Source organism: Streptosporangium sp. NPDC006013, from assembly GCF_040614275.1.
Classification (GTDB): Bacteria; Actinomycetota; Actinomycetes; order Streptosporangiales; family Streptosporangiaceae; genus Streptosporangium.
The window spans coordinates 1-22,155 of sequence record NZ_JBEXUE010000132.1 but is presented as its reverse complement, the minus strand read 5'-3'; the positions used below and the strand labels follow the sequence as shown (position 1 = coordinate 22,155).

The 22,155-nt window shown below is 70.1% G+C and carries 10 protein-coding genes; 3 read left to right on the top strand and 7 right to left on the bottom strand.

All coding sequences use genetic code 11. The features are described from left to right. From ABZ260_RS21280 to ABZ260_RS21255, 6 genes are all read right to left on the bottom strand, one after another. The coding region (locus tag ABZ260_RS21280; protein WP_355620200.1) for an FAD-dependent monooxygenase at nucleotides 1-950 on the bottom strand (950 nt) is incomplete at its 3' end. After that, entirely contained in the window at nucleotides 943-1,974 is a 1,032-nt protein-coding gene (locus ABZ260_RS21275; protein ID WP_355620197.1) for an amidohydrolase family protein, read from the bottom strand. The genes ABZ260_RS21280 and ABZ260_RS21275, both read right to left, overlap by 8 nt. Next, nucleotides 1,971-2,708 (bottom strand): ABC transporter ATP-binding protein, encoded by a 738-nt coding sequence (locus ABZ260_RS21270; protein WP_355620195.1) that lies wholly within the window; start codon nucleotides 2,706-2,708, stop codon nucleotides 1,971-1,973. Before ABZ260_RS21270 ends, ABZ260_RS21275 begins: the two co-directional genes overlap by 4 nt. A gap of 29 nt (nucleotides 2,709-2,737) precedes the next feature. Further along, nucleotides 2,738-3,565: an ABC transporter permease subunit gene (locus ABZ260_RS21265; protein WP_355620191.1), complete on the bottom strand. Its 828-nt coding sequence runs from the start codon at nucleotides 3,563-3,565 to the stop codon at nucleotides 2,738-2,740. Then, nucleotides 3,562-4,416 carry an ABC transporter permease gene (locus tag ABZ260_RS21260; RefSeq protein WP_355620188.1) on the bottom strand — a complete coding sequence of 285 codons (855 nt, stop codon included), beginning with the start codon at nucleotides 4,414-4,416 and terminating at the stop codon, nucleotides 3,562-3,564. The genes ABZ260_RS21265 and ABZ260_RS21260 overlap by 4 nt, the downstream gene beginning before the upstream one ends. Further along, complete coding sequence (locus ABZ260_RS21255) at nucleotides 4,413-5,408, bottom strand: ABC transporter substrate-binding protein (protein WP_355620185.1); 996 nt, start codon at nucleotides 5,406-5,408, stop codon at nucleotides 4,413-4,415. The genes ABZ260_RS21260 and ABZ260_RS21255 overlap by 4 nt, the downstream gene beginning before the upstream one ends. A gap of 207 nt (nucleotides 5,409-5,615) precedes the next feature. On the opposite strand from ABZ260_RS21255, the gene ABZ260_RS21250 reads away from it, so the two are divergent. Beyond that, nucleotides 5,616-7,451, top strand: a complete 1,836-nt coding sequence (locus tag ABZ260_RS21250) for a GAF domain-containing protein (RefSeq protein ID WP_355620182.1) — start codon at nucleotides 5,616-5,618, stop codon at nucleotides 7,449-7,451. A gap of 13 nt (nucleotides 7,452-7,464) precedes the next feature. Here ABZ260_RS21250 and ABZ260_RS21245 read toward each other — a convergent pair whose 3' ends face one another. Continuing rightward, nucleotides 7,465-8,295 (bottom strand): undecaprenyl-diphosphate phosphatase, encoded by an 831-nt coding sequence (locus ABZ260_RS21245; protein WP_355620179.1) that lies wholly within the window; start codon nucleotides 8,293-8,295, stop codon nucleotides 7,465-7,467. Between the two features lie 277 nt (nucleotides 8,296-8,572). Between ABZ260_RS21245 and ABZ260_RS21240 the strand changes: the two genes are divergently transcribed. Then, on the top strand, nucleotides 8,573-12,163 hold the full coding sequence (locus ABZ260_RS21240; protein WP_355620176.1) for an amino acid adenylation domain-containing protein: 3,591 nt from the start codon (nucleotides 8,573-8,575) through the stop codon (nucleotides 12,161-12,163). Next, the coding region (locus ABZ260_RS21235) for an amino acid adenylation domain-containing protein (RefSeq protein WP_355620173.1) at nucleotides 12,160-22,155 on the top strand (9,996 nt) is incomplete at its 3' end. The genes ABZ260_RS21240 and ABZ260_RS21235, both read left to right, overlap by 4 nt.

Here is a 22,155-nt window from a genome sequence, read left to right as displayed (position 1 = left end):
GCCAGGTGGAGAGCTCCCACGGGCGCAACAACGGCCCCTCCTCCGCGGGCGCGCAGGGACCGATGCAGTTCATGCCCGCGGCGCACCACCTCGGCCGCGGCGGGCGCCAGCACCGTCTCGGCCACCTCACGCATCTCCTCGACGAACCGGTCCTGCACCTGGCCCGGGTGCACCGACACCTTGCCGAGGAAGCCGCGTTTGTCGGTCATCAGCTCCTCAAGGTCGGCGCCCTCGGCGACGTTGCGGTACCAGACGTAGTTGAGCAGTCGGTTCCCCACCGTCAGCCCGCCCTCGTTCGAGGGGATCGGGTAGATGTTGATGTGGGTGTACGGCACCACATTGAAGCTGATCGAGTCGTGCAGGAGCTCGAAGGTCTCGGGCGAGACCTCGGACTCCTGCACGGTGCCGCGCCAGCCGACGTAGCCGGAGTACTCCAGGACGCTGCCGGGTGAGATCCGGCTGCGGCTCGCGGAACCGATCCCGTCCGCGAACACCACGAGCTCCGCTCGCTCACGGCGCCCGGAGGCGAAGCGGACCTCGACGCTGTCGCCGTCCTGCTCGAAGCCGGCGGCGTACTCCCCGAGGTGGTACCGCTCAGTGCCGAAGTCGGCCAGCAGGGCCCGGTAGAACGTGCCCCAGGACGTGTACCGCCACGGCGTGGGGTCGCGGTGCAGTACCTCGTTGCCGGCGCCGAGGTACTGGACGTACCGAGTCGCGGTGCTGACCTGCTCGGGGTGCTGCTCGCTGCACTCGGCGAACCAGCGCAGCGTGTCGGGCTGCAGCACGATGCCCCCGCCCCGGCCGTCCAGGCTGGTCGGCGTGCGCTCGAAGACGGTCACGTCGAAGCCCAGGCGACGCAGCAGCAGCGCGGACGTGAGGCCGCCGATCGAGCCGCCGACGACCAGTGCCCGCCGGCCGGAGTAGTGGGAGTGGCCGTTCGTTTCATGCATTGTCGTCGCTCCCGAGCTCGGGCAGGTCGAGGAAGCGGCGGGCGGCGGCCTCCATGGCCTCGGCGCCGATACCTTCCGAGACCGGTAGGTCCTGTGGGCGGTCCACGCCCATGTCGAAGGGGTGGTCGCTGCCGCACAACAGTCGGTCCGGGCCCGCCTTGGAGCGCAGCAGCCGCAGCGCCGGTCCGTCGTGGGTGAGCGTGTCGAACCACAGGTCGCGGAAGCCCTCGTGCGGCGTTCGGCCGGTGCCGGCGCCGACGTCCGCGCGTTGCTCCCAGCCGTGTCGCCACCGGCCCAGGAGCGCGGGCGCGCATCCTCCGCCGTGAACGAAGCAGATGCGCAGCGACGGAAGCGTCTCCGTGACTCCGCCGAGCACACAGGAGGCGACGGCCGTCGCCGTCTCGGTGGGGTTCCCGATCAGATTGGCGAGGTAGTACGACCCCCACTCCGGCCGCGGCAGCTGCATGGGGTGTACCAGAACGGCCAGGTCCAGCTCAGCGGCGATGCGGGCGACCTCGTGAAGCGGGCCTTCGTCGAAGGAGGTGGCACCGACCAGTGGGGGAACCGCGACGCCGCGGACGACCGCCGACGCGGCGATCGCCTTCATCTCGGTCCGGGCCGCGGTCGGGTCGTGCAGGGAGACCAGGCCCAGGCCGAGCAGCCGGCCGTGGCTGTCGCGGCACAGGCGGGTCAGGGCCTCGTTGAAGCGACCGACGTATTCGCCCACTCCGGGGTCCGGGACCACGGGGAACGCGAACGGCGGGGCGGACAGCACCCGGGCGCCCAGCCCGGCGCGGTCGGTCTCGGCGAGCACCCGGTCGGGGTCGCTCATCGCCGACGCCGCGATGGACAAAGGGGTGTCGCCGAGGTACAGCTCTTCGCCTCGCGCGTTCAGCGGCGGGACCGGCGAGCCCGGCGGAAGGTCGAACAGCTCCTGGGGCAGCCAGTGGGCGTGGACGTCGATGACGCCCCGCCGCACCGCGGGGGCCGCGGCGCGGGATCGGCCGGTGTCGAGGGTCGTCACGCCGCCGCCTCCAGTGCCTCGAAGCGGGCGAGCACCTCGGCCTGGAGCATGGCGACGGCCGGGTCGGAGGCGCGGCGTGGACGGGGGAGGTCCACCTCGATGGTCTCGTGGATCCGGCCGCCCGGCGCCAGGACGACGATCCGGTCGGAGAGCTGGACCGCTTCGGTGACGTCGTGGGTGACGAACATGACCGTGCGCTGTGACTCGAGCCAGATGCGCTCCAGGTGTTCACGCAGGGAGCGTGAGGTCATCGCGTCGAGGTGGCTGAACGGCTCGTCCATGAGCAGGATGTCCGGCTCGACGGAGAAGGCCCGGGCGATGCCGATCCGTTGCTGCTGACCACCGGAGAGCTGGGCCGGGTAGCGGTCGCCGAGGTGGCCGAGGCCGACCAGGTCGAGGTAGTGCTGGGCGCGCTGCTCCCAGCCGGAGCGGTCGCGCTGGACGAACTTGAGGTTCTGCGTGACGGTGCGCCAGGGCAGCAGCCGCGGGTCCTGGAACACGTAGCCGACCTTGGCGTCGTGGTCACCGGCGCGTAGGCGGACCGAGCCGCCGCTGAGGCTCTCGATTCCGGAGACGATGTTGAGCAGCGTCGTCTTGCCGCTGCCGGAGGGCCCGACGACGGAGACGAAGGTCTCGCCGCTGATGGACAGGTCGATCCCGTCGAGCACGCGCGTCTGCCTGCCCTGACGGTTCTGGTATTCCTTCACCAGGCCGTCGATTTCGATGGAGGCCATGAGTTTCCTTTCGAGAAGGGATGCGCTGCTCAGGCGGTGCGCCAGCGGGTGACGAAGCGTTCGATCGGGCCGAGGATGATCTGGTCGGCGAGGACCAGGAAGACGATGAAGATGACGACCCAGGCGAGGAAGCCGTCGAGCTGGTTGGCGTCGTACCAGTAGCGGGAGCGCCAGCCGACGCCGGAGGTCGAGCCGAACCACTCCGCAAGGAGCAGGCCGTTCCAGGCGCTCATGATCGCAAAGCGCACCGCCGCGACCGTCGAGCCGGCGACCGCCGGAGCCACGATGTGACGAAGGACCTGGGGTCGGCCGACACCGAACGAGCGGGCCATGAGCACGAGGTCGGGGGGCACGGCCCGGACCGCCTTGGCGATGTTCACGACGACGAAGGGCAGGGCCGAGAGGAAGACCGTCGTGACCGGGGTGAGCCAGCCGAAGCCGAACCACATCGTGGTCAGGAGTGCCCAGATCACCGCCGGGGCGGCGAGCGCGGCCATGGTCAGGTCGGCCAGGGCGTACTCGACGAACCGGGACAGACCCATCAGCACGCCCACGACCGTTCCGACGATGAGCGCCGCGACGAGGCCCAGGGTGAAGCGGTTCATGCTCACGGCCAGGTTGGCCGACAGGTGACCGCCGGCCGCCTCGCCGACCAGCCGGCCGAATGTCTCGCCGATCGAGGGGACGCGGTGTCCGTACTCGGCCGCGAGTTGCCAGACGGCGAGCATGGAGAGCAGCGAGGTGGCGAGCGCGATCACGGAGGACGACGCCGAGCGTCCGCGCCGCGACCACAGGGATGCCGCCCGGTCGGCCGGCAAGGGACGCGGTGTCGCCTCCGGCGCGGTTGCGGTGGTCATGTGAGTTCCTTCCTCCAGGCGAACACCCGGGTCTCGACCCGGGCAAGGCCGCGCTCGATCAGCACCATCGCGATGACGAACAACATGGTCCAGGCGAGCATGTCGGCGACCTTGAACTCCTGGTAGGCGCGCCGGATCATGAAGCCGACTCCGTTGTTGGCGCCGAAGACCTCGGTGAGGGCCTCGACCTTCCAGGCCATGGCGAAGGCGTAGCGGACGCCCGCGAACACGAAGGCCGTGATGGCGGGCAGGTAGACGTGGCGCACCACGTCGACGGGCCGCCGGTCGAAGGCCCGGCACATGCGGAGCAGCCCGCCGTCGACCGAACGGACGCCCTCGGCGACGTTGATCGCGATGAACGGGACGGCCACCAGGGCCGACACCACGATCGGCCCGGTGGCGCCCACGCCGAAGATGACCAGCCCGAAGACGGCGTAGGCGAGGCCGGGGACGTTGCCGAGCACGAACAGCGGCATCGAGAAGTATGTCGACATGAACCGGCTGCGGCCCATGACAAACCCGATCGGCAGACCGACGGCCAGCGCCAGCGCGAAGCCGATCCCGATCTTCACGATGCTCGCGGCGAAGTTGCTGAACGCCTCACCGGACACGATGAAGTCGGCGACGCGTCCGAAGACCTTGAACGGGGTGGGGAGGATGTTGTCATCGGTGATCCACGCGACCACGGCCCAGGTGGCGAGTGCCCCCAGCAGCGCGACCAGCGAGACGAGCCACCGCGAGGAGCCTCCGGCTCCGTCGGGTCGTGGACGCCGGCCGCGGATCCGCGCGTTCAGCGAGCTCTGGCCAGGCCGGGTGATGGGCGGTTCGGTGGTGGCGGTCGGCGAAGTCACCGGCGGTCTCCTGCCGTGGGGAGGAATTTCGGGTTTTGCACGTCGCCCTCGATGACACCGGTCTCGCGCATGAGGTCGAAGATCTTGCTCTCGTCGTCGGCCCACTGCCTGTCGAAACGGATGTCCTGGACCACCCAGTCGTGTTCGGCCACGTAGCTCTTCATGAACTCCACGTAACGGGGGGACTCGACGGCGAAGTGCTGCGGGTAGCGCTCGATGATCTCGTCGCGGTGCGCGCGCCACTCCTTGAGACCGCGCGACCACAGGTCCAAGAAGGCTTCGACCTCCCGGGGGTGCTCCTCGACCCAGTCCTTGCGGGCGACGAACACGTTGCCCATGGGACCGTCGTGGCCGGGGGCCTCCAGGCCGGCGAACAGCTCGGCGGACGACTTGCCGTCGTACAACGCGCGGACGCCGCCTTCGCGCAGCTCGCGTGCGGAGAGGTCGGGATAACAGATGCAGGCATCGATCTCGCCGCGGGCGAGCAGGTTGGAGAGGTTCTGGATGTCGGCGACGACGATCTTGAAGTCGGACTTCTCGCCGGCGATGGTGAGCCCATGCATCTTCTTCATCAGCGCGTGCCACACCAGGGTCCCGGAGACCGAGGTGAACACGCCGAGCCGCTTGCCCTTGAGGTCTACGAGGGACTCTGCCGGGTCGTCGGCGCGTACCAACAGCCGGCTCCGCTCGGAGTTGTAGCGCCCAATGATCACCGTGTCCTGCTCGGTCTCCGCCTCAAGTCCCGGCACTTCGAAGGAGGCCGAGGAGATGATGTCGGCGTGGCCGCCGGCGAAGAGCCCGAACTCGTCCCAGGTCGCCGAGGTTTCGAGGGAGATGCCGGTCTCCTTCTCGAAGTCCTCGATGATCCCCTCGTCGTGCAGGTAGTCCCAGATCGGGTCGGGGGCGAAGGTGAACCGGATGACACCATCGCGTGCCGCCCGGGAGGAGGCGGGACCGCCCAGACCCGCACCGCAGGCCGTCGAAACGAACATGACGCCGGCCATCAGGAGAGCTGCCAGTGCTCGGGTTCTGTATCTGTTCAACCGCACGGCTTCCCTACTCTGCTGTCGTGGCGCCATGTGACGGCGGTCACCGGCCAGAACAACCATGCTCCAGCGGAAGCCACCTCCTCAATGTTCCAGCGTTCACACCTGCGGGCTTTATAGTGTGAGTTCGAACACGAGGGAGGCGCCTCGATCGTGGGACCAGATCATGATGAACTGCGGCGCTGGCTGGCCGGGATCGCCGACATCGGCGCCGCCGTCAGCCGCCAGGAGCCACTCGGCGACCTCCTGAACCGGGTGGCCCGGACCGCGTGCTCACTCATGGGCTACGACTTCTGCGGCGTCTTCCTGCCCAACCCCGAGGGCACCGCGCTCGTCATCCGCGGCTACCACGGGCTCTCCCCCGAGTACGTCGACCTGGTCAACGCCGAACGCCCGATTCTGCTCAGCGCCGGACGGGAGGGCGAAGCACCCACCAGCCGGGCGTTCCGCACCGGCGACATCGTCGCCCTGGAGGACATCGGCCTCGAACCACAGTTCGGCCCATGGGGCGGTGTCGCCCAGGAACAGGGCTACCGAGCACTGGTGTCCGTGCCGCTGCGCCGCGCCGGCACGGTCGTCGGCACCTTGAACTGCTACCGCCGGCAGCCCCACCACTTCGACGGCGCCGAACGCGAGCTCGTCGGCACCCTCGCGACCCAGGTCGCCATCGCACTGGTGACCGCCCAGCTGCAGGCCCGGGAGCGGGCGACCATCGGCGAGCTGCGCGAGCTCAACAGCTCCCTCTCCAAGCAGCACGCCATGCTTCGCCGCGCGGAGGAGATCCACGTCGAGCTCACTGCGATCGCCCTGCGCGGCGAGGGAATCGGCGGTGTCGTCACCGCGCTCGCGGACCTGCTCGGCTCCGACGTTCTCGCCGACGACGCCCACGGATCGGTACTGGCACGTAGCGACGGCCGACCGCTTGAGACCGACGCACCGCCACCGGCGGCTCTGGACCTCACCGACGGGTCGTTGGTGGAAACGATGCTGGAGGGCGAGACCTTTGTCGTATCGGCGGTCCTGCTCGACGGCGAGGTCGTGGGACGGATCTGGGTCCGTCGGCCGCTGGCCTTCTTTACCGGACTCGACATCCGTGCCACCGAGCACGCATCGGTCGTCGCGGCCCTCGAACTGCTCCGGGAACGCACCGCCGCGGACGTCGAGGGACGCCTGCGCGGCTCCCTGGTCGCCGACCTGCTCTCCGACGAGTCCCTCGACGTCGCCGCCGTCATCGAACGGGCACGCCGCATGGGCCACGACCTCACCGGCCCGCACACCCTCAGCGCCATCGCGGTACGCGAGATCGACGGCGCCGCCGGACTCCCGGCCGCTGAACGCGCGCTCGCGACCACCACCCGCCTCCTCGCGGGTATGGACCCGCTCCCGCTCGCCGCCGCGCACCGGGGCCTGGTCGTCGTGCTCTGGCCCGACCAGATCGCATGGCGAGACGGCACGACGGATACGCCGCGCGAGGCGACCGAGCGGCTGGCCGACGCGCTCGGCAAAGCCCGCTCGGTGAAACAGGTGACCGCCGCCGTGGCGGCTCCGACGCCGACCCTGCCGGGACTTCGGACCGCCTTTCGGACGGCGCGAGGGGCACTGGAACTGGCCGCTGAGTCGTCGGACCCGGCCATCCTCCATCTCGCCGAGCTGACCGTCGACAACCTGCTGCTCCAGGTCAGCGACACCGAAGGGCTACGCCAGTTCGCCCGGAGGGTGCTCGGACCGGTGCTCGACTACGACCGCGAGCGCTCGACCGACCTGGTGACCACCCTGCACGTCCTCTTGGAGCACGACATGGACAGGAAGGCGGCGGCCAGGGAATTGCACATCCACCCGAACACCGTGCTCCAGCGTATGCACCGAATCGAGGACCTGACCGCTCTGAAGCTCTCACGTCCGCGCGACCTTCTCGAGATCACGACCTCGTTGGCGGTCGCCAGAATCGCCGGCATGCGAGAGCCGCGTCCTGGCGGGTCCGGGAAGTGACCTGTCCGGGTCTCTAGGCCGACGGGTCGAGGACTCCGGTGCTCACCAGGGCGATGATGAGGACGCCGAGGGCGATCCGGTAGATCACGAAGCTGGTGAAACGGTGGGTGCTGATGTACTTCAGGAACCACGAGACGGCCAGGTAGCCCACGATGAAGGAGATCACGGTGGCCAGGATCGTGGGCCCCCAGTCGGGGGCGCTGCCTTCGCCGATCTTGAACAGCTCCAGGAAGCCCGAGCCGAGCACGGCCGGGATGGCCAGCAGGAAGGAGTACTTCGCGGCCTCCTCCCTGCGGTAGTCCAGCAGCAGCCCGGCGCTGATCGTGCCGCCGGAGCGGGAGACGCCGGGAACCAGGGCGAGCGACTGGGCGAAGCCGTAGATCAGGGCATGGGTGAAGCTGAGGTGCCGCTCCAGGGTGAGCTTGTTGCGGGCGGTGTGGTCTGCGAACCACAGCACCAGCCCGAAGACGATCAGGGTCGTGCCGATCAGGCGCAGGTCGCGGAAGACGCTCTCGATGGAGTCCTTGAAGAGCAGGCCGAGCACCACGATCGGAATGGTGCCCACGATGACGTACCAGCCCATCCGGGCGGAGTGGTGGCTGCGCAGGTCGGGTGTCCACAGGGACCGCGTCCAGGTGGAGATGATCTCCCAGATCTCCTTGCGGAAGTAGATCAGCACCGCGGCCTCGGTGCCGAGCTGGATGACCGCGGTGAACGCGGCTCCGGGGTCCTGCCAGCCGAAGAACGCCGAGACGACCCGGATGTGGGCGCTGGAGGAGATCGGTAGAAACTCCGTCAGTCCCTGAATCAGTCCGAGGACCACGGCTTCGAACCAGCTGATCACTTGAGCGCCTTTCGTACCAGCACGTGCGTAGCGTACGCGAGGCTAGCGCAGGGGCGGGCCGACTGTGACCCGGTCGATGGGCTGAGATGTGTCATCGGTCGCGAACCGGCCCCGGCCGCCGCCGGAGGGGACGGCATGGTGAGCGCGGAGTATCGGAGCGGCCCCCTGGACATTTTGGGCATCCCCAAAACTAGTGCCACTTAAGCCGTTGCCAAGTTGGGCGCAAGAGGGGTTCACATACTCCGACTAAGGAGTTTGCCTAACGAAACGGCATCACATGGCACCGCAGTCCCCTCTGACCGTCCTGCACCTGTTTCGCGAGCGCGTGCGAGCCACACCCCAGGCGATCGCGCTGATCACGTCGGACGGAGTTCGCACCTACCAGGCGCTGGACGCCCTATCGACCCGGATAGCGGATCGGATCAACGGGATCGGGAAGGTTTCCGAGTCTATCGTCGGCGTTCTCGCGGATCGCTCCGCGGTCCTCGTCGCGGCCCAGCTCGCCGTGTTGAAGACGGGCTCCGCCTTCGTGCCACTCGATCCGTCGGCTCCGGCCGAGCGCCTGCACACCATGCTGGAGGACGCCCGGGTCACCGCCGTGGTGACCGGCAGGGAGTGGTCGGCGCGACTGACGCACCCCGACGTTCCTCCCCTGATCGTCGTCGAGGACCTCGAAGGCGAGGACTTCGAAGGCGGGGACTTCGAAGGCGGGGACCTCGAAGGCGGGGACCTCGAAGGCGGGGACCTCGACAGGCTTGCCTACACCATTTACACGTCCGGCTCGACCGGGCGCCCGAAAGGGGTCCTGGTACCGCACGGCGGGCTGCTCAACCTGGTGCGATGGCACCACGAGGAGTTCGGCACCACGGCGGAGGACCGGACCGCGCTCATCGCCGGCCCTGCCTTCGACATCAGCGTCTGGGAGATCTGGACCTACCTGACGGCGGGGGCGAGCATCGCGATACCGGACGCGGACACCCGGGGTTCTCTCACCGCCCTGCGCGACTGGGTCGTGGCACAGGAGATCACCGCGTGCTTCTTCCCTACGCCCGTCGTCGAAGCCCTCGTCGACCTCGACTGGCCGCCTGCGACGAAGCTCCGGATCATGTTCACCGGCGGGGACCGCCTCACCCGCCACCCGCCCCCGGGGCTTCCCTTCCGCCTGGTGAACGTCTACGGGCCCACGGAATGCTCAGTCATCACCACCGTCGCCGAGGTGCCCGGCCACGCCGAGGACACCGGCGCGCCTTCGATAGGCGCGCCCTCGATCGGCAAGGCCATCGGCAACGTGGACGTCTACCTGCTCGACGAGCACCTCGAACCGGTGCCGCCCGGCGAGGCCGGCGAGGTCTACATCGGCGGAGCCGGAGTGGCCAGAGGCTACCTGGGGCGTCCCGAGCTGACGGCTGAGGCTTTCGTCCCGGACCCGTTCGGTGGATCAGCGGGCGCGCGGCTCTACAAAACGGGCGACTTCGCCAGGACCAGGCCCGACGGCCAGCTTGATTTCATCGGCCGTGCCGACCACCAGGTGAAACTCCGGGGTTACCGGATCGAGCTTGGCGAGATCGAGGTGGTGCTCAGCCGGCACCCCCACGTGCAGTCCGCCACGGTGCTCCTCCAGCAGGACCGGCTCGTCGCCTATGTCGTCATGAGCGGTGGGGCGGTCGAGGAGTTGCGGGCGTTTCTCGGTGCCAAGCTCCCCGAGTACATGGTTCCCGCGCGCTTCGTCCCGCTCACGGAGATGCCACTCACCCTCAACGGGAAGGTCGACCGCCGTGCACTGCCCTCGGTCCGAGGCGCCGACGCGGTCCGTGACTCGGCATCACCTCGGACACCCACCGAAGCGGCCGTCGCCAAGGCGTGGCGGCGCGTCCTCAACCTGGAGCGGGTCGGCGTCCACGACGACTTCTTCGCATTGGGAGGTCATTCGCTCGCCGCGATGCGGATGGCCGTGCAACTGGAGGACGCCCTGCGCAGGCCGGTCCAGTCGAGGATCTTCTTCGAGCATCCCACCGTCGCGGCCGTCGCCCGAGAGATCGACGGCGACGTGCAGGAAGTGTCGCGGCCTCTCGTCCTCGGCTCGGTGAACGAGTGGTCGCCACTCTCGCCCGCACAACAGCGGCTGTGGTTCATCGACCGCCTGGTTCCCGACAGCGCTCTCTACAACGTGCCGATCTCCTACACGATCGACGGCGACCTGGACGCCGCCGCGCTCGAACGCGCGGTGAACGAGATCGTCAAGCGGCACGAGCCCCTGCGCACCCGCTATGACGAGCGGGCGGGCCTGCCCGTCCAGCACGCGGCCACCTGGCGGCCCGTTCCCTTCGTCACCGCCGACCTGCGCGGGCTCCCGGGGGAGAGGCGCGCCGAACTCGTCGACGCCGACGCTCGGGCCCCCTTCGACCTCCGTACCGGCTCGCTGCTGCGGGGGCTGCTCCTGCGGCTCGCCGACGACCGTCACGAGCTCCTGCTGACCGTGCACCACATCGCGTTCGACGGCTGGTCGACGAACGTCTTCCTCGCCGAGCTGGGCGAGCTGTACGAGGCGTTCGTCACCGGGCGTCCCCCGGCACTGCCCACGCTCACCGCCCGCTACGCCGACCTCACCGCCTGGTCGGCGGGGCGGCTCCAGAGCGTCGCCGAGGAGCAGCTGGTGTTCTGGGGCAGGCGCCTGGAGCGACTGCCCGAATCCCTGGCACTTCCCTACGACCGCCCTCGCTCCCTGGCCAGGAGTCATCGCGGCGCGAAGCTTCGCCGTTCGTTGCCCGCCGGGCTCGTCTCCACCCTGGAGTCGGTGGGCGTGCAGGCGCGGGCCAGCCTGTTCATGGTGATGTTCGCCGCCTTCCAGGTGCTGCTCCGCCGCTACACGGGCCAGGAGGACATCGTGGTGGGGGTGCCCGTCGCGGGACGTGACCACCCGGCGGCGGAACAGCTGGTCGGCTTCTTCACGAACACCCTTCCCCTAAGGGTCGATCTGCCGGGGGACCCCCTGTTCGCCGACCTGCTCCGCGAGGTGCGGCGGACGGCTCTCGACGTGTCGGCCAACGCCGACGTCCCCTTCGAGCGGATCGTCGAGAGCCTCGGCCTCGGCGGGGGAGCCGTCCACAACCCGCTCGTCCAGGTCCTGTTCGTGATGCAGCAGGAGGTGCCCGCCGCGCACGCCGCCGGAATCCGCGTCGCGACGAACGGGGAGATCGACAACGGCTGCGCCAAGTTCGACCTTCTGACGTTCGTCGACTTCCTGCCGGACGGTCCCGTCCTGATCGCCGAGTACAACACCGACCTGTTCGACACCGAGACGATGGAGCTGTTTCTCGCGCACTACGAGAAGGTGTTGTGGGGGGTCGCGGAGAACCCGCTCCGCCGGATCTCCGAGCTGCCGCCGGCGGCAGGGACCGAGCCGCTGAGCGGCCCTCGTCCGGAGCCTGTCGACGCCTGCCTGAACACACTGGTCGAGGAGCAGGCGGAGAGGACGCCCTCCAACCAGGTGGACCGCCGCGCGCTCCCCGCGCCCGTACCGGAGGGCGAGGCGTTCATCGCCCCGACAACGGCACTGGAGAGGGTCATCGCCACGACCTGGGGCGAGTTCCTCGGGGCGGGGGAGGTGGGGCTCCATGACGACTTCTTCACACTGGGCGGTCACTCCCTCCTCGCCATGCGCGCGGCCGCAGCCCTTCGGGAGGCGCTGGAGGTCGACATCCCGCTGAAGGTCCTGTTCGAGGAACCCACTGTCGCGACGCTGGCGAGGACGCTGCTCGCCGAGCACGGCCCCGCCCTGGAGGAGGCGGCAGAGCTGTTCCTAATGGTCGCGACCTCCTCCGACAACGACATGGAAGTACTTCTGCGAGAGATCGAGGACACCAGGTGAACGGGGATCAGTGGTCGCCTCGCCGGCGTGAGCTGCTGGAGGCGCTGAGAAGGAAGCGGCGGCTACCGGCCCGCGCCGGCGGCATCCCCCGACGCGAGCCGTCGGACCGGGCGCCGATGTCGTTCTCCCAGCAACGGCTCTGGTACCTGGACCGGATGCTGCCGGACACGAACCTGTACCTGGTGCCCGTCGCCTACCGGCTTCAGGGGCCGCTCGACCACGAGGCGCTGGTCAAGGCGCTGAACGAGCTGGTCGCTCGGCACGAGAGCCTGCGGACGACCTTCGCCATGGACGGTGCCGAGCCGGTGCAGCTCATCGCGGCGGACCTGCGCCTGGACCTGCCCGTCGTCGACTGCGACGGCGAGGACGAGCTGCGGTCGCGGCTGGCGACACTGGCCGTGGAGCCGATGGACCTCGGCCGCGGGCCCCTGCTGCGCGGGAGGCTGCTGCGGCGCGGTCCCGAGGAGCACGTCCTACTGCTGACCTTCCACCACGCCGTCGCCGACGAATGGTCGCTTGAGGTGTTCAACCGCGAGCTGGGTGAGCTGTACACGGCTCACCGCGCCCGTCGGCCGGTGGAACTGCCCGAGCCGGTCATCCAGTACCCGGACTTCGCGGTCTGGCAGCGGGAGTGGCCGGCGGGTCCCGAGTACGACGCCCAGCTCTCCTACTGGCGGCGGGCCCTCGAAGGCGCCCCCCAGGTGCTTGAACTCCTCCCCGACCGGCCGCGCCCGCCGGCCCAGTCGTTCGAGGGCAGGTCGCTGCCGTTCCGCGTCGAAGGATCGGTGGAGGAGTTCCACGCTTTCTGCCGCGGCCTGGGCGCCACCCCGGCCATGGTGCTGCTGGCCGCCTTCCAGATCCTGCTGGCCCGCTACACCGGGCACACCGACATCGTCGTCGGTACCCCGATCGCCAACCGCGACCGCGCGGAACTGGAAGGTCTCATCGGGTTCCTCACCAACACCGTCGTGATCCGCACGGACGTCTCCGGGAACCCCTCCTTCGCGGCGGTCGTGGCGCGCGTGCGCGAGGCGATGCTGGACGCGCACGCCAACCAGGGCCTGCCCTTCGAGAAGCTGGTCGAGGCGCTGCGCCCGGAACGTCACCTCAGCCGCAGCCCGCTCTTCCAGATGATGTTCATCTACCAGCAGGGAGCCGAGTCCCGGCCGGACCTGGAGGAGCTGACCGTCACTCCGGTCCAGGTGCCCTGCGAGACGTCGAAGTTCGATCTGACACTCGCCGTGCGGGACGGCGAGGACGGTATCGAGGGGTTCGTCGAGTACAGCACCGACCTGTTCGACGAGGTCTCCGTCCGCCGTCTCAGCCGTCACTTCGGCACACTCCTGGCCGCCGCCGTGGCCGACGCGACGACGCCGGTCTGGGAACTGCCGATCCTGTCGCCCGTGGAACGCGAGCGGATTCTCGTCGGGTGGAACCAGACCGACCAGCCGATCGGTGAGAACCTCGTCCACCAGATGTTCACCCTGCGCGCCCGGTCCGTCCCGGACGCCGTGGCCGTCGTGGACGAAGGCGGGGAGCTGACCTACCGGGAGCTCGACGCCGCCTCCGACGAGTGGGCGCGGGCTCTCCAGGAGCTGGGAGTCGGCCGCGGCAGCCTGGTCGGAATCTGCCTGGAACGCTCCGTCGAGTTCGCCGTCGCCTTCCTCGCCGTGCTCAAGGCGGGCGGGGCGTACGTACCGCTCGACCCCGCACAGCCGAGGGACCGGCTGGCCTTCGTACTCGACGACACGCAGGCGGCTCTGCTGCTGACCTCGGGGCGGCTCGCCGACCGGTTCGCCGGCTCGTCGGCCCGGGTGGTCGAGGTGGAGACGCTCGACGGCTCCGGGGCGCCCCCGTTGCGGGAGAGCGGGACCGGCCACGACGACCTGGCCTACGTCATCTACACCTCCGGTTCGACCGGACGGCCCAAGGGCGTGATGGTCACGCATCGCGGCATCGCCAACTACGCGGTCTGGGCCCGCGATGAGTACGTCCCCGTCGGCGGCGCGCCGGTCCACTCCTCCGTCGGGTTCGACCTGACCGTCACGAGCATGTTGGTGCCGCTGCTCGCCGGTGGCACGGTACACCTGCTGCCCGAGGGCGTGGGGGCCGAGGGGCTCGGCGAGGCGCTCCTGGCCAGGCGGGCGCCGTACGGCCTCACGAAGATCACCCCTGCTCACCTGGAGGTCGTGGCACACCAGCTCCCGCCACCCGAGGCCGCGGGGAGGACCAGGAGTTTCGTGATCGGCGGGGAGAGCCTGCTCGCCGAGAACATCGCGTTCTGGCGCCGGCACGCTCCGGACACCCGCCTGATCAACGAGTACGGTCCGACGGAGACCGTGGTCGGATGCGCCACCTACGAGGTCTGGGAGCAGACGCCGGCCACCGGGGCGGTCCCGATCGGCCGTCCCATCGCCAACACCAGGCTGTACGTCCTCGACCCCCTGCTGAACCCGGTCCCCGTCGGGGTGGCCGGTGAACTCCACGTTGGCGGGGCGGGCGTCGCCCGCGGCTACCTGAACCGCCCGGGGCTGACCGCCGAGCGGTTCCTGCCCGACCCGTTCTCGGCGTCGGGCGGCGAGCGCATGTACCGGACGGGGGACATCGTCCGCTACCGCGCCGACGGCAACCTGGAATATCTCGGCCGGCAGGACACCCAGGTGAAGCTGCGCGGGTTCCGCGTCGAGCTGGGCGAGATCGAGGCCGTGATGACGCGCCTGCCGGCCGTCGCCGACGTGGCGGTGACACTCAGGGAGGACACCCCCGGCGACAGACGCCTCGTCGCCTACGTCGTGAAGTCCGGCGACGGTGACGGTGACGGTGACCAGGGCGGTGCCGGCGCGCTGCGCGAGGCGCTCAGAGCCGAACTGCCCGACTACATGGTCCCCTCCGCGTTCGTCGTCCTGGACGCGCTGCCGCTGACGGCGAACGGCAAGGTCGACAGGGCCGCGCTGCCCGCCCCGTCCGCTGGGCCGGTCCCCGAGCCCGCGCGCGACAACGATGTGGAGGGGGTCGTCGCGGGCGTGTGGAGAACGCTGCTCGGCCGGGACGACATCGGGGCGCACGACAACTTCTTCGAGGCCGGCGGCCATTCACTGCTGCTGCTCGCCGTCCACGGGAAGCTGGTGGAGCTGTTCGGCGACCGGATCACCGTCACCGACCTGTTCCGCCATCCCACGATCCGCTCGCTGGCCGACTTCCTCGTCGCGGGGGAACCCGCCAGGGCCGCTGTGGCGGTGAAGGCCGCCGTGCCCTCCGGCGGCGCCATCGCCGTCATCGGGATGGCCTGCCGTTTCCCCGGCGCCCGTACGCCGGAGGAGTTCTGGAGGAACATCGACGAGGGAGTGGAGGCAGTCCGGTCCTTCTCCGACGAGGAGATCCTCTCCGACGGAGGCGATCCCGCCCTGCTCGGCGACCCCGCCTACGTCAAGGCCGGCACCGTACTCGCCGACATCGACCGGTTCGACGCGGGGTTCTTCGACTTCACCCCCCGCGAGGCGGAGATCCTCGACCCGCAGCACCGCCTGTTCCTGGAATGCTCCTGGGAGGCGCTGGAGTACGCGGGCTACGACCCGCACCGGTATTCCGGGCAGATCGGGGTGTTCGCCGGGTCCGGGCGGAGCACCTACCTGACCGACAACCTCCTGCACGCTCCCGAGATCGTCCGCGCGGTCGGTGAGTATCAGCTGATGCTCAGCACCGACAAGGACTTCCTGCCCACCCGTGTCTCCTACAAGTTCAACCTGCGCGGTCCGAGCATCAGTGTGAACACGGCCTGCTCGACCTCGCTGGTGGCGATCCACCTCGCGGGAGCGAGCCTGCTGTCGGGCGAGTGCGACATCGCGCTGGCCGGCGGGGCGAGGGTCGAAGCGGCGCAGCGCCGCGGGTACCTCTACCAGGTGGGCGGCATCGAGTCCCCGGACGGCCACTGCCGTCCGTTCGACGTGGACGCGCAGGGCACGTTGGGCTCCAGCGGCGTCGGGGTGGTGGCGCTCAAGCGGCTTGAGGACGCGATCGCCGACGGCGACGTCATCCACGCGGTCATCCGCGGCTCCGCGGTGAACAACGACGGCGCGCGCAAGGTGGGCTATGTGGCCCCCGCCGTCGACGGGCAGGCGGAGGTGATCGAGCGGGCGCTGGCCGTGGCCGGCGTCTCCCCGGGCACGATCGACTACATCGAGACGCACGGCACGGCGACGCCGCTCGGCGACCCGATCGAGGTCGCCGCACTGGCCCAGGTCTACGGGCGCGAGGAGACCTCGCGGTCCTGCGCCCTCGGCTCGGTGAAGTCCAACATCGGCCACACCGACGCGGCCGCCGGCGTCGCGGGACTGATCAAGACGGTCATGGCGCTCAAGGACGGCACACTGCCCGCGAGCCTCAACTTCAGCGCGCCCAACCCCAGGATCGACTTCGACGGCACGCGCTTCTACGTCAACACCGAATCGCGTGCCTGGCCCACCGGTGACGGCCCCCGCCGGGCCGCGGTCAGCTCGTTCGGAATGGGCGGCACGAACGCCCACGTCATCCTTGAGGAGGCGCCGCGGATCCCGTCCAGGGACACCGCCGGCGACCCGGAGCTCCTCGTCCTGTCCGCCGGGACGCCCTCCGCTCTCGACGCCGTGACCGAGCGGCTCGGCGACCACCTGCGCGACCACCCCGAGGTGAGCCTCGCGAGCGCGGCCACGACGCTGCGGCTGGGACGGCGCGAGCTGGACCACCGGCGGACGCTCGTCTCCGCCGACCGCAAGGCCGCCGTCGAGATCCTGACCGCGAAGGACCCGCAGCGGCTCCGTTCGGGAACGGCCCGGCGGACGCGTGGCGTGGCATTCGTCTTCCCGGGGCAGGGATCCCAGTACCCGGCCATGGGCGCGGGCCTGTACCGGCGGGAGGGCGTGTTCCGCGCGACCGTCGACCTCTGCTCGGAGTTCCTGCGTCCGCACCTCGGCCTGGACCTGCGCGACGTCCTCTACGCCGGTGACGGCTCGACGCTGCAGCAGACCTGGCTGACCCAGCCCGCCCTGTTCGTCACCGAGTACGCCCTCGCCCGCCATCTGATGGAGTGGGGGGTGCGGCCCGACGCCATGGCGGGACACAGCGTCGGCGAGTACGTCGCTGCCTGCCTGGCCGGGGTCTTCTCCGTCGAGGACGCGCTGAGACTGGTCAGCGCGAGGGGCCGCCTGGTCCAGGACCTTCCCTCGGGAGCCATGCTCGCCGTGCCCCTGCCCGAGACGGAGGTGCGCTGGCTGCTGGACGAGGAGCTGTCGCTGGCCGCGGTCAACGGGCCCGCGCTCTGCGTGGTGGCGGGCCCACATCCGGCCGTCGCCGCGCTCGAGGAGCGGCTGCTGCGGCGCGGCGTCACCTGCCGGCGGCTGCGGACCTCCCACGCGTTCCACTCCTCGATGCTGGACCCCGCCCTGGACGCCTTCGCCGCCGAGGTGGGCCGGGCGTCCCTCCAGCCGCCCCGGCTCCCCTACCTGTCGAACGTCACCGGCTCGTGGGTCACCGCCGAGGAGGCGACCGACCCGGCCTTCTGGGCACGGCACCTGCGGGAGACCGTGCGGTTCGGCGACTGCGCCCGGATCCTCCTGGAGGAGGGCCACGCCGTCGCCGAGGTGGGACCCGGCCGTACGCTCGCCACGTTCCTGCGGAACAAGGACGGCGGCCGGCCGGACCGGCGGGAGGAGGGCGGACCGGAGACCCCGGCGAACGCCGTCGTCACGCTGATGCGGCACCCGGCCGACGACACGGACGACCTCGCCCACGTGCTCGACGGGGTGGGCCGGCTCTGGCTCGCCGGCGTGCCGGTCGACTGGGCCCGCTTTCCCGAGGGCGGGCCGCGGGTGCCCCTGCCCACCTACCCGTTCGAGCGGAAAAGGCACTGGGTCCAGGGGCGGGGCATGCCCGCCCAGCCGGCGGAGGAGGCCGTCGACGGCCCTTCCCCCGACTCCCCCCTCTCCTCGCCGGAACTCGCACCCGGTGACGCGACGCGGGCACGCATCGCCGCGGTGTGGGAGGAAGTCCTCGGCATCACTCCCATCGGAGACCACGACGACTTCTTCGAATTGGGCGGTCACTCGCTGCTGGCCACCCAGCTCGTGGCCAGACTCCGCTCGGTCCTCGGTGCGGAGGTCCCGATCGAGGCCGTGTTCGAGCACCCCACCGTGGCCCGTCTGGCCGCGGCGCTCCCGCAGTCCGGGACCGTCACCGGTGAGCGTCCCGAGGGCGCCTCCGGGGAACCTCTGGGCAAGGCTCCGGTGGAAGCGCCGGGGGAACCGGACGACGGCCCCCTACCGCTCTCCTTCGCGCAGCGGCGCATCTGGTTCATGGACCAGATGCACCCCGACCAGAGCGCGTACACGATCGCCATGACGCTGGAGCTGGAGGGCGAGCTGGACGAGCGCGCCCTGCGCGCCGCCGTACAGGAGATCGTCCACCGGCACGAGACGCTTCGTACGACCTTCCCCGCGCCCGACGGGGAACCGGTCCAGATGGTCACCGCGCCCGGCCCGGTCGAGCTGCCGGTGATCGAGGTTCCCGATGTGACGGCCGCCGAACAGGCCGCGTCCGAGCTGGCGCGGACCCGGTTCGACCTGGTCGAGGGGCCCGTGTTCCAGGCCGCCCTGCTGCGGGTGGGACGGACGCACCACGCCCTGTCCCTGTCCATGCACCACATCGTCTCCGACGGGTGGTCGCTCGGGATCATCGCCAGGGAGCTGGGCGTCCTCTACAACGCGTTCGCCGCGAACCGCGAGTCGCCGCTGGGTGACCTGCCTCTGAGCTACGGCGACTACACGCTGTGGCAGCGTGAACGGCTACAGGAGGTCCTGGAACCCGATCTCGCCTACTGGAGGCGGCAGCTGGCGGACGCGCCGCCGGCCCTGGAACTGCCGACGGACAAACCCCGGCCGCCGCTGCAGACCTTCGACGGCGCGGTCTCCGCCCGGCTGCTTTCCGTGGATCTGGCGGACCGGCTGCGCGGGCTCAGCAGGGAGCACGGGCTGACCCTCTACATGACGCTGCTCGGCGCGCTGCAGACACTCCTGCACCGCTACACGGGGCAGTCCGACATCTGTGTCGGCTCGCCGGTGGCCGGGCGCACCCGGTCCGAGCAGGAGGAACTGATCGGGTGTTTCCTGAACACCCTCGTACTGCGCACCCGGCTCGACGGCCGGATGGCTTTTGGCGACCTCCTTCCCCAGGTCCGTGAGACGGCCCTGAACGCGTACGCGCGCCAGGACGTCCCGTTCGAGCGGCTGGTCGACGCGCTCAACCTGCCCAGGGACCCCAGCAGGAACCCCCTCTTCCAGGTCATGTTCAACCTGATGAATCTGCCCCCGGACGAGCTGCGGTTGGACGGGCTGCGGGTCCGCAGACTGCCCGTCGACGCGAGAGCCGCCCAGGTCGACCTGGCGCTCTATGTCTACGAGGTGAACGGCGGGCTCGACTGCCGCCTGGAGTACAACACCGACCTCTTCGAGGAGCGCACCGTCGAGCGCATGCTCGGCCACTTCGAGACCCTGCTGGAGGCGTTCGTCGCGGATCCCTCGATCCGGCTCGCCGACGTCGAGTTCCTGACCCCCGCCGAACGTCACGAACAACTCGTCGAGTGGAACGCCTCGGCGGACGACCAGGTGCCCGCCCGCCGTATCCACGAACTGGTCGAGCGGCAGGCCGACCGTACCCCCGAGGCGGTCGCGGTCACCTACGACGGGCTCTCGCTGACCTACCGTCAGCTCGACCGGCGGGCGAACCGGCTGGCCCACCGTCTCCGCTCGCTCGGCGTCGGCCCCGACGTGCTGGTGGGGGTGGCCGTCGAACGCTCGCAGACGATGATGGTGGCGCTGCTGGCCGTGCTCAAGGCCGGCGGGGCCTATGTACCGCTCGACCCGATGTATCCGCGCGACCGTCGGACGTACATCCTGGAGCACTCCGGGGCCGCGGTCCTGATCGCCCAGGAGGGACTCCTGGGCGACTACGACGGGTACGGCGGGCAGACGGTCCTTCTGGACGCCGACACCGAGCTGGAGAGCGCCGACAGACCCGAGGTGCCGGCTCCCGCCTCAAGCCTCGCCTACGTCCTCTACACCTCGGGATCGACCGGCCGCCCCAAGGGCGTGGCCGTCCCGCACTCGACCGTTGTCAACTTCCTGCACTCCATGGGGCGCGAGCCGGGGCTGAAACCGTCGGACACGCTCGTGGCCGTGACGACCTTCGCCTTCGACATCTCGGTCCTGGAAATGTTCCTCCCGCTCTGCGCCGGTGCCCGGGTGGTGATCGCGAGCCGCGACGAGGCATATGACGCGACGCTTCTGGCCGCCCTGATGACCGCGGAGAACGCGACGTTCCTGCAGGCCACGCCCGCCACCTGGCACCTGCTGGTGTCGTCGGGGTGGCAGGGGGCGCCCGGGCTCAAGGCCCTGGCCGGAGGGGAGGCGCTGCCCGCCGCGCTGGCCGCCGACCTGCTCGACCGGACCGGCGAGCTGTGGAACATGTACGGCCCGACGGAAACGACGATCTGGTCGACCATGGCGCGGGTCGGCGAGGACGGCGGCCCCATCACGATCGGCCACCCGATCGGGAACACGCAGGTCTACGTGCTCGACCGCGAGATGCGGCTCCTTCCCGCCGGCGCCGTCGGCGAGCTTCACATCGGCGGGCTGGGAGTGACCCGGGGCTATCTCGGACAGCCCGACATCACCGCCGACCGGTTCGTGCCCGATCCCTACGGGCCTGTTCCGGGGGCGCGGCTCTACCGCACCGGGGACCTCGCCCGATTCCGTCCGGACGGCACCGTCGAGTTCCTCGGGCGCAATGACGCGCAGGTGAAGGTGCGCGGCTTTCGCATCGAGCTGGGCGAGATCGAAACCCACCTGCTGGCACACCCCACGGTGCGCGACGCGGTGGTGGTCGTCCGCGAGGACGGCGATGCCAAGGAGATCGTCGCCTATCTCCGGCCGCACCCCGGCCAGGACCCGGTCGAGGCCGGTGAATGGCGGGCCCACCTGCGCAGGGACCTGCCCGACTACATGGTGCCCACGGCGTTCGTGACGATGGAGGACTTCCCGCTCACCCCGAACGGCAAGGTGGACCGGCTGGCCCTGCCCGCTCCCGACCGTACCCGCTCCTTCGACGAGAGCGGCTACGTCGCGCCGAGGACCCCGCTGGAGATGACTCTGGCCACGCAGTGGGCGCAGGTACTGGGCATGGAACGTCTCGGGATCGACGACAACTTCTTCGACCTGGGCGGCGACTCGTTCAAAGCCGTCCGTGCGGTTCGGGGCAGCGGCCTTTCCGCCGGTGTGCTGGACCTTTTCAAGAACCCGACCGTCCGCGCGTTCGCCGAGCACGCCGGAGGGGGGAGCACGAGGCTCTTCCACGAGCTGACGCCACCCCGTCCCAAGGGGGACGACTCCCTCCTGACGCTCGTCTGCCTGCCGTTCGCCGGCGCGGGTGCCATCACCTACCGGTCGCTCGCCGCCGCCGTCCCGGCCGGCGTCTCCCTGTACGCGCTGGAACCTCCAGGCCACGACGTCAACCGGCCGGACGAACCGATGCTCCCGATGGACGAGCTGGTGAGCCGCTGTGTCGAAGAGATCAAGGAGCGGATCACCGGCCCGCTCGTCCTCTACGGGCACTGCATGGGGGGCGCGATGACCGTCGCGCTGGCCGAGCGGCTGGAGGCCGAGGGGGTCGACCTTGTCCGGATCTTCATCGGAGGCCATTTCCCGGCGCCACGCCTGCCGGGAAGGCTGGCCGACCTGCTGCACAGGATGTTCCCGACGGAGCACCGTACCTCCAAGCGCGCCACGCTGGACTTCCTGCGCGCCATGGGATTCTTCACCGACGCCCTCGACGAGAAGGAGCAGGCCTTCCTGATGCGGGCGTTCTTCAAGGACACCCGGGATGGTGAGGACTACTACACCGCCCGGTACCGGGACGGCGGGGCCCGCAAGCTCGCGGCGCCGATCGTCTCCGTGATCGGCGCCGCC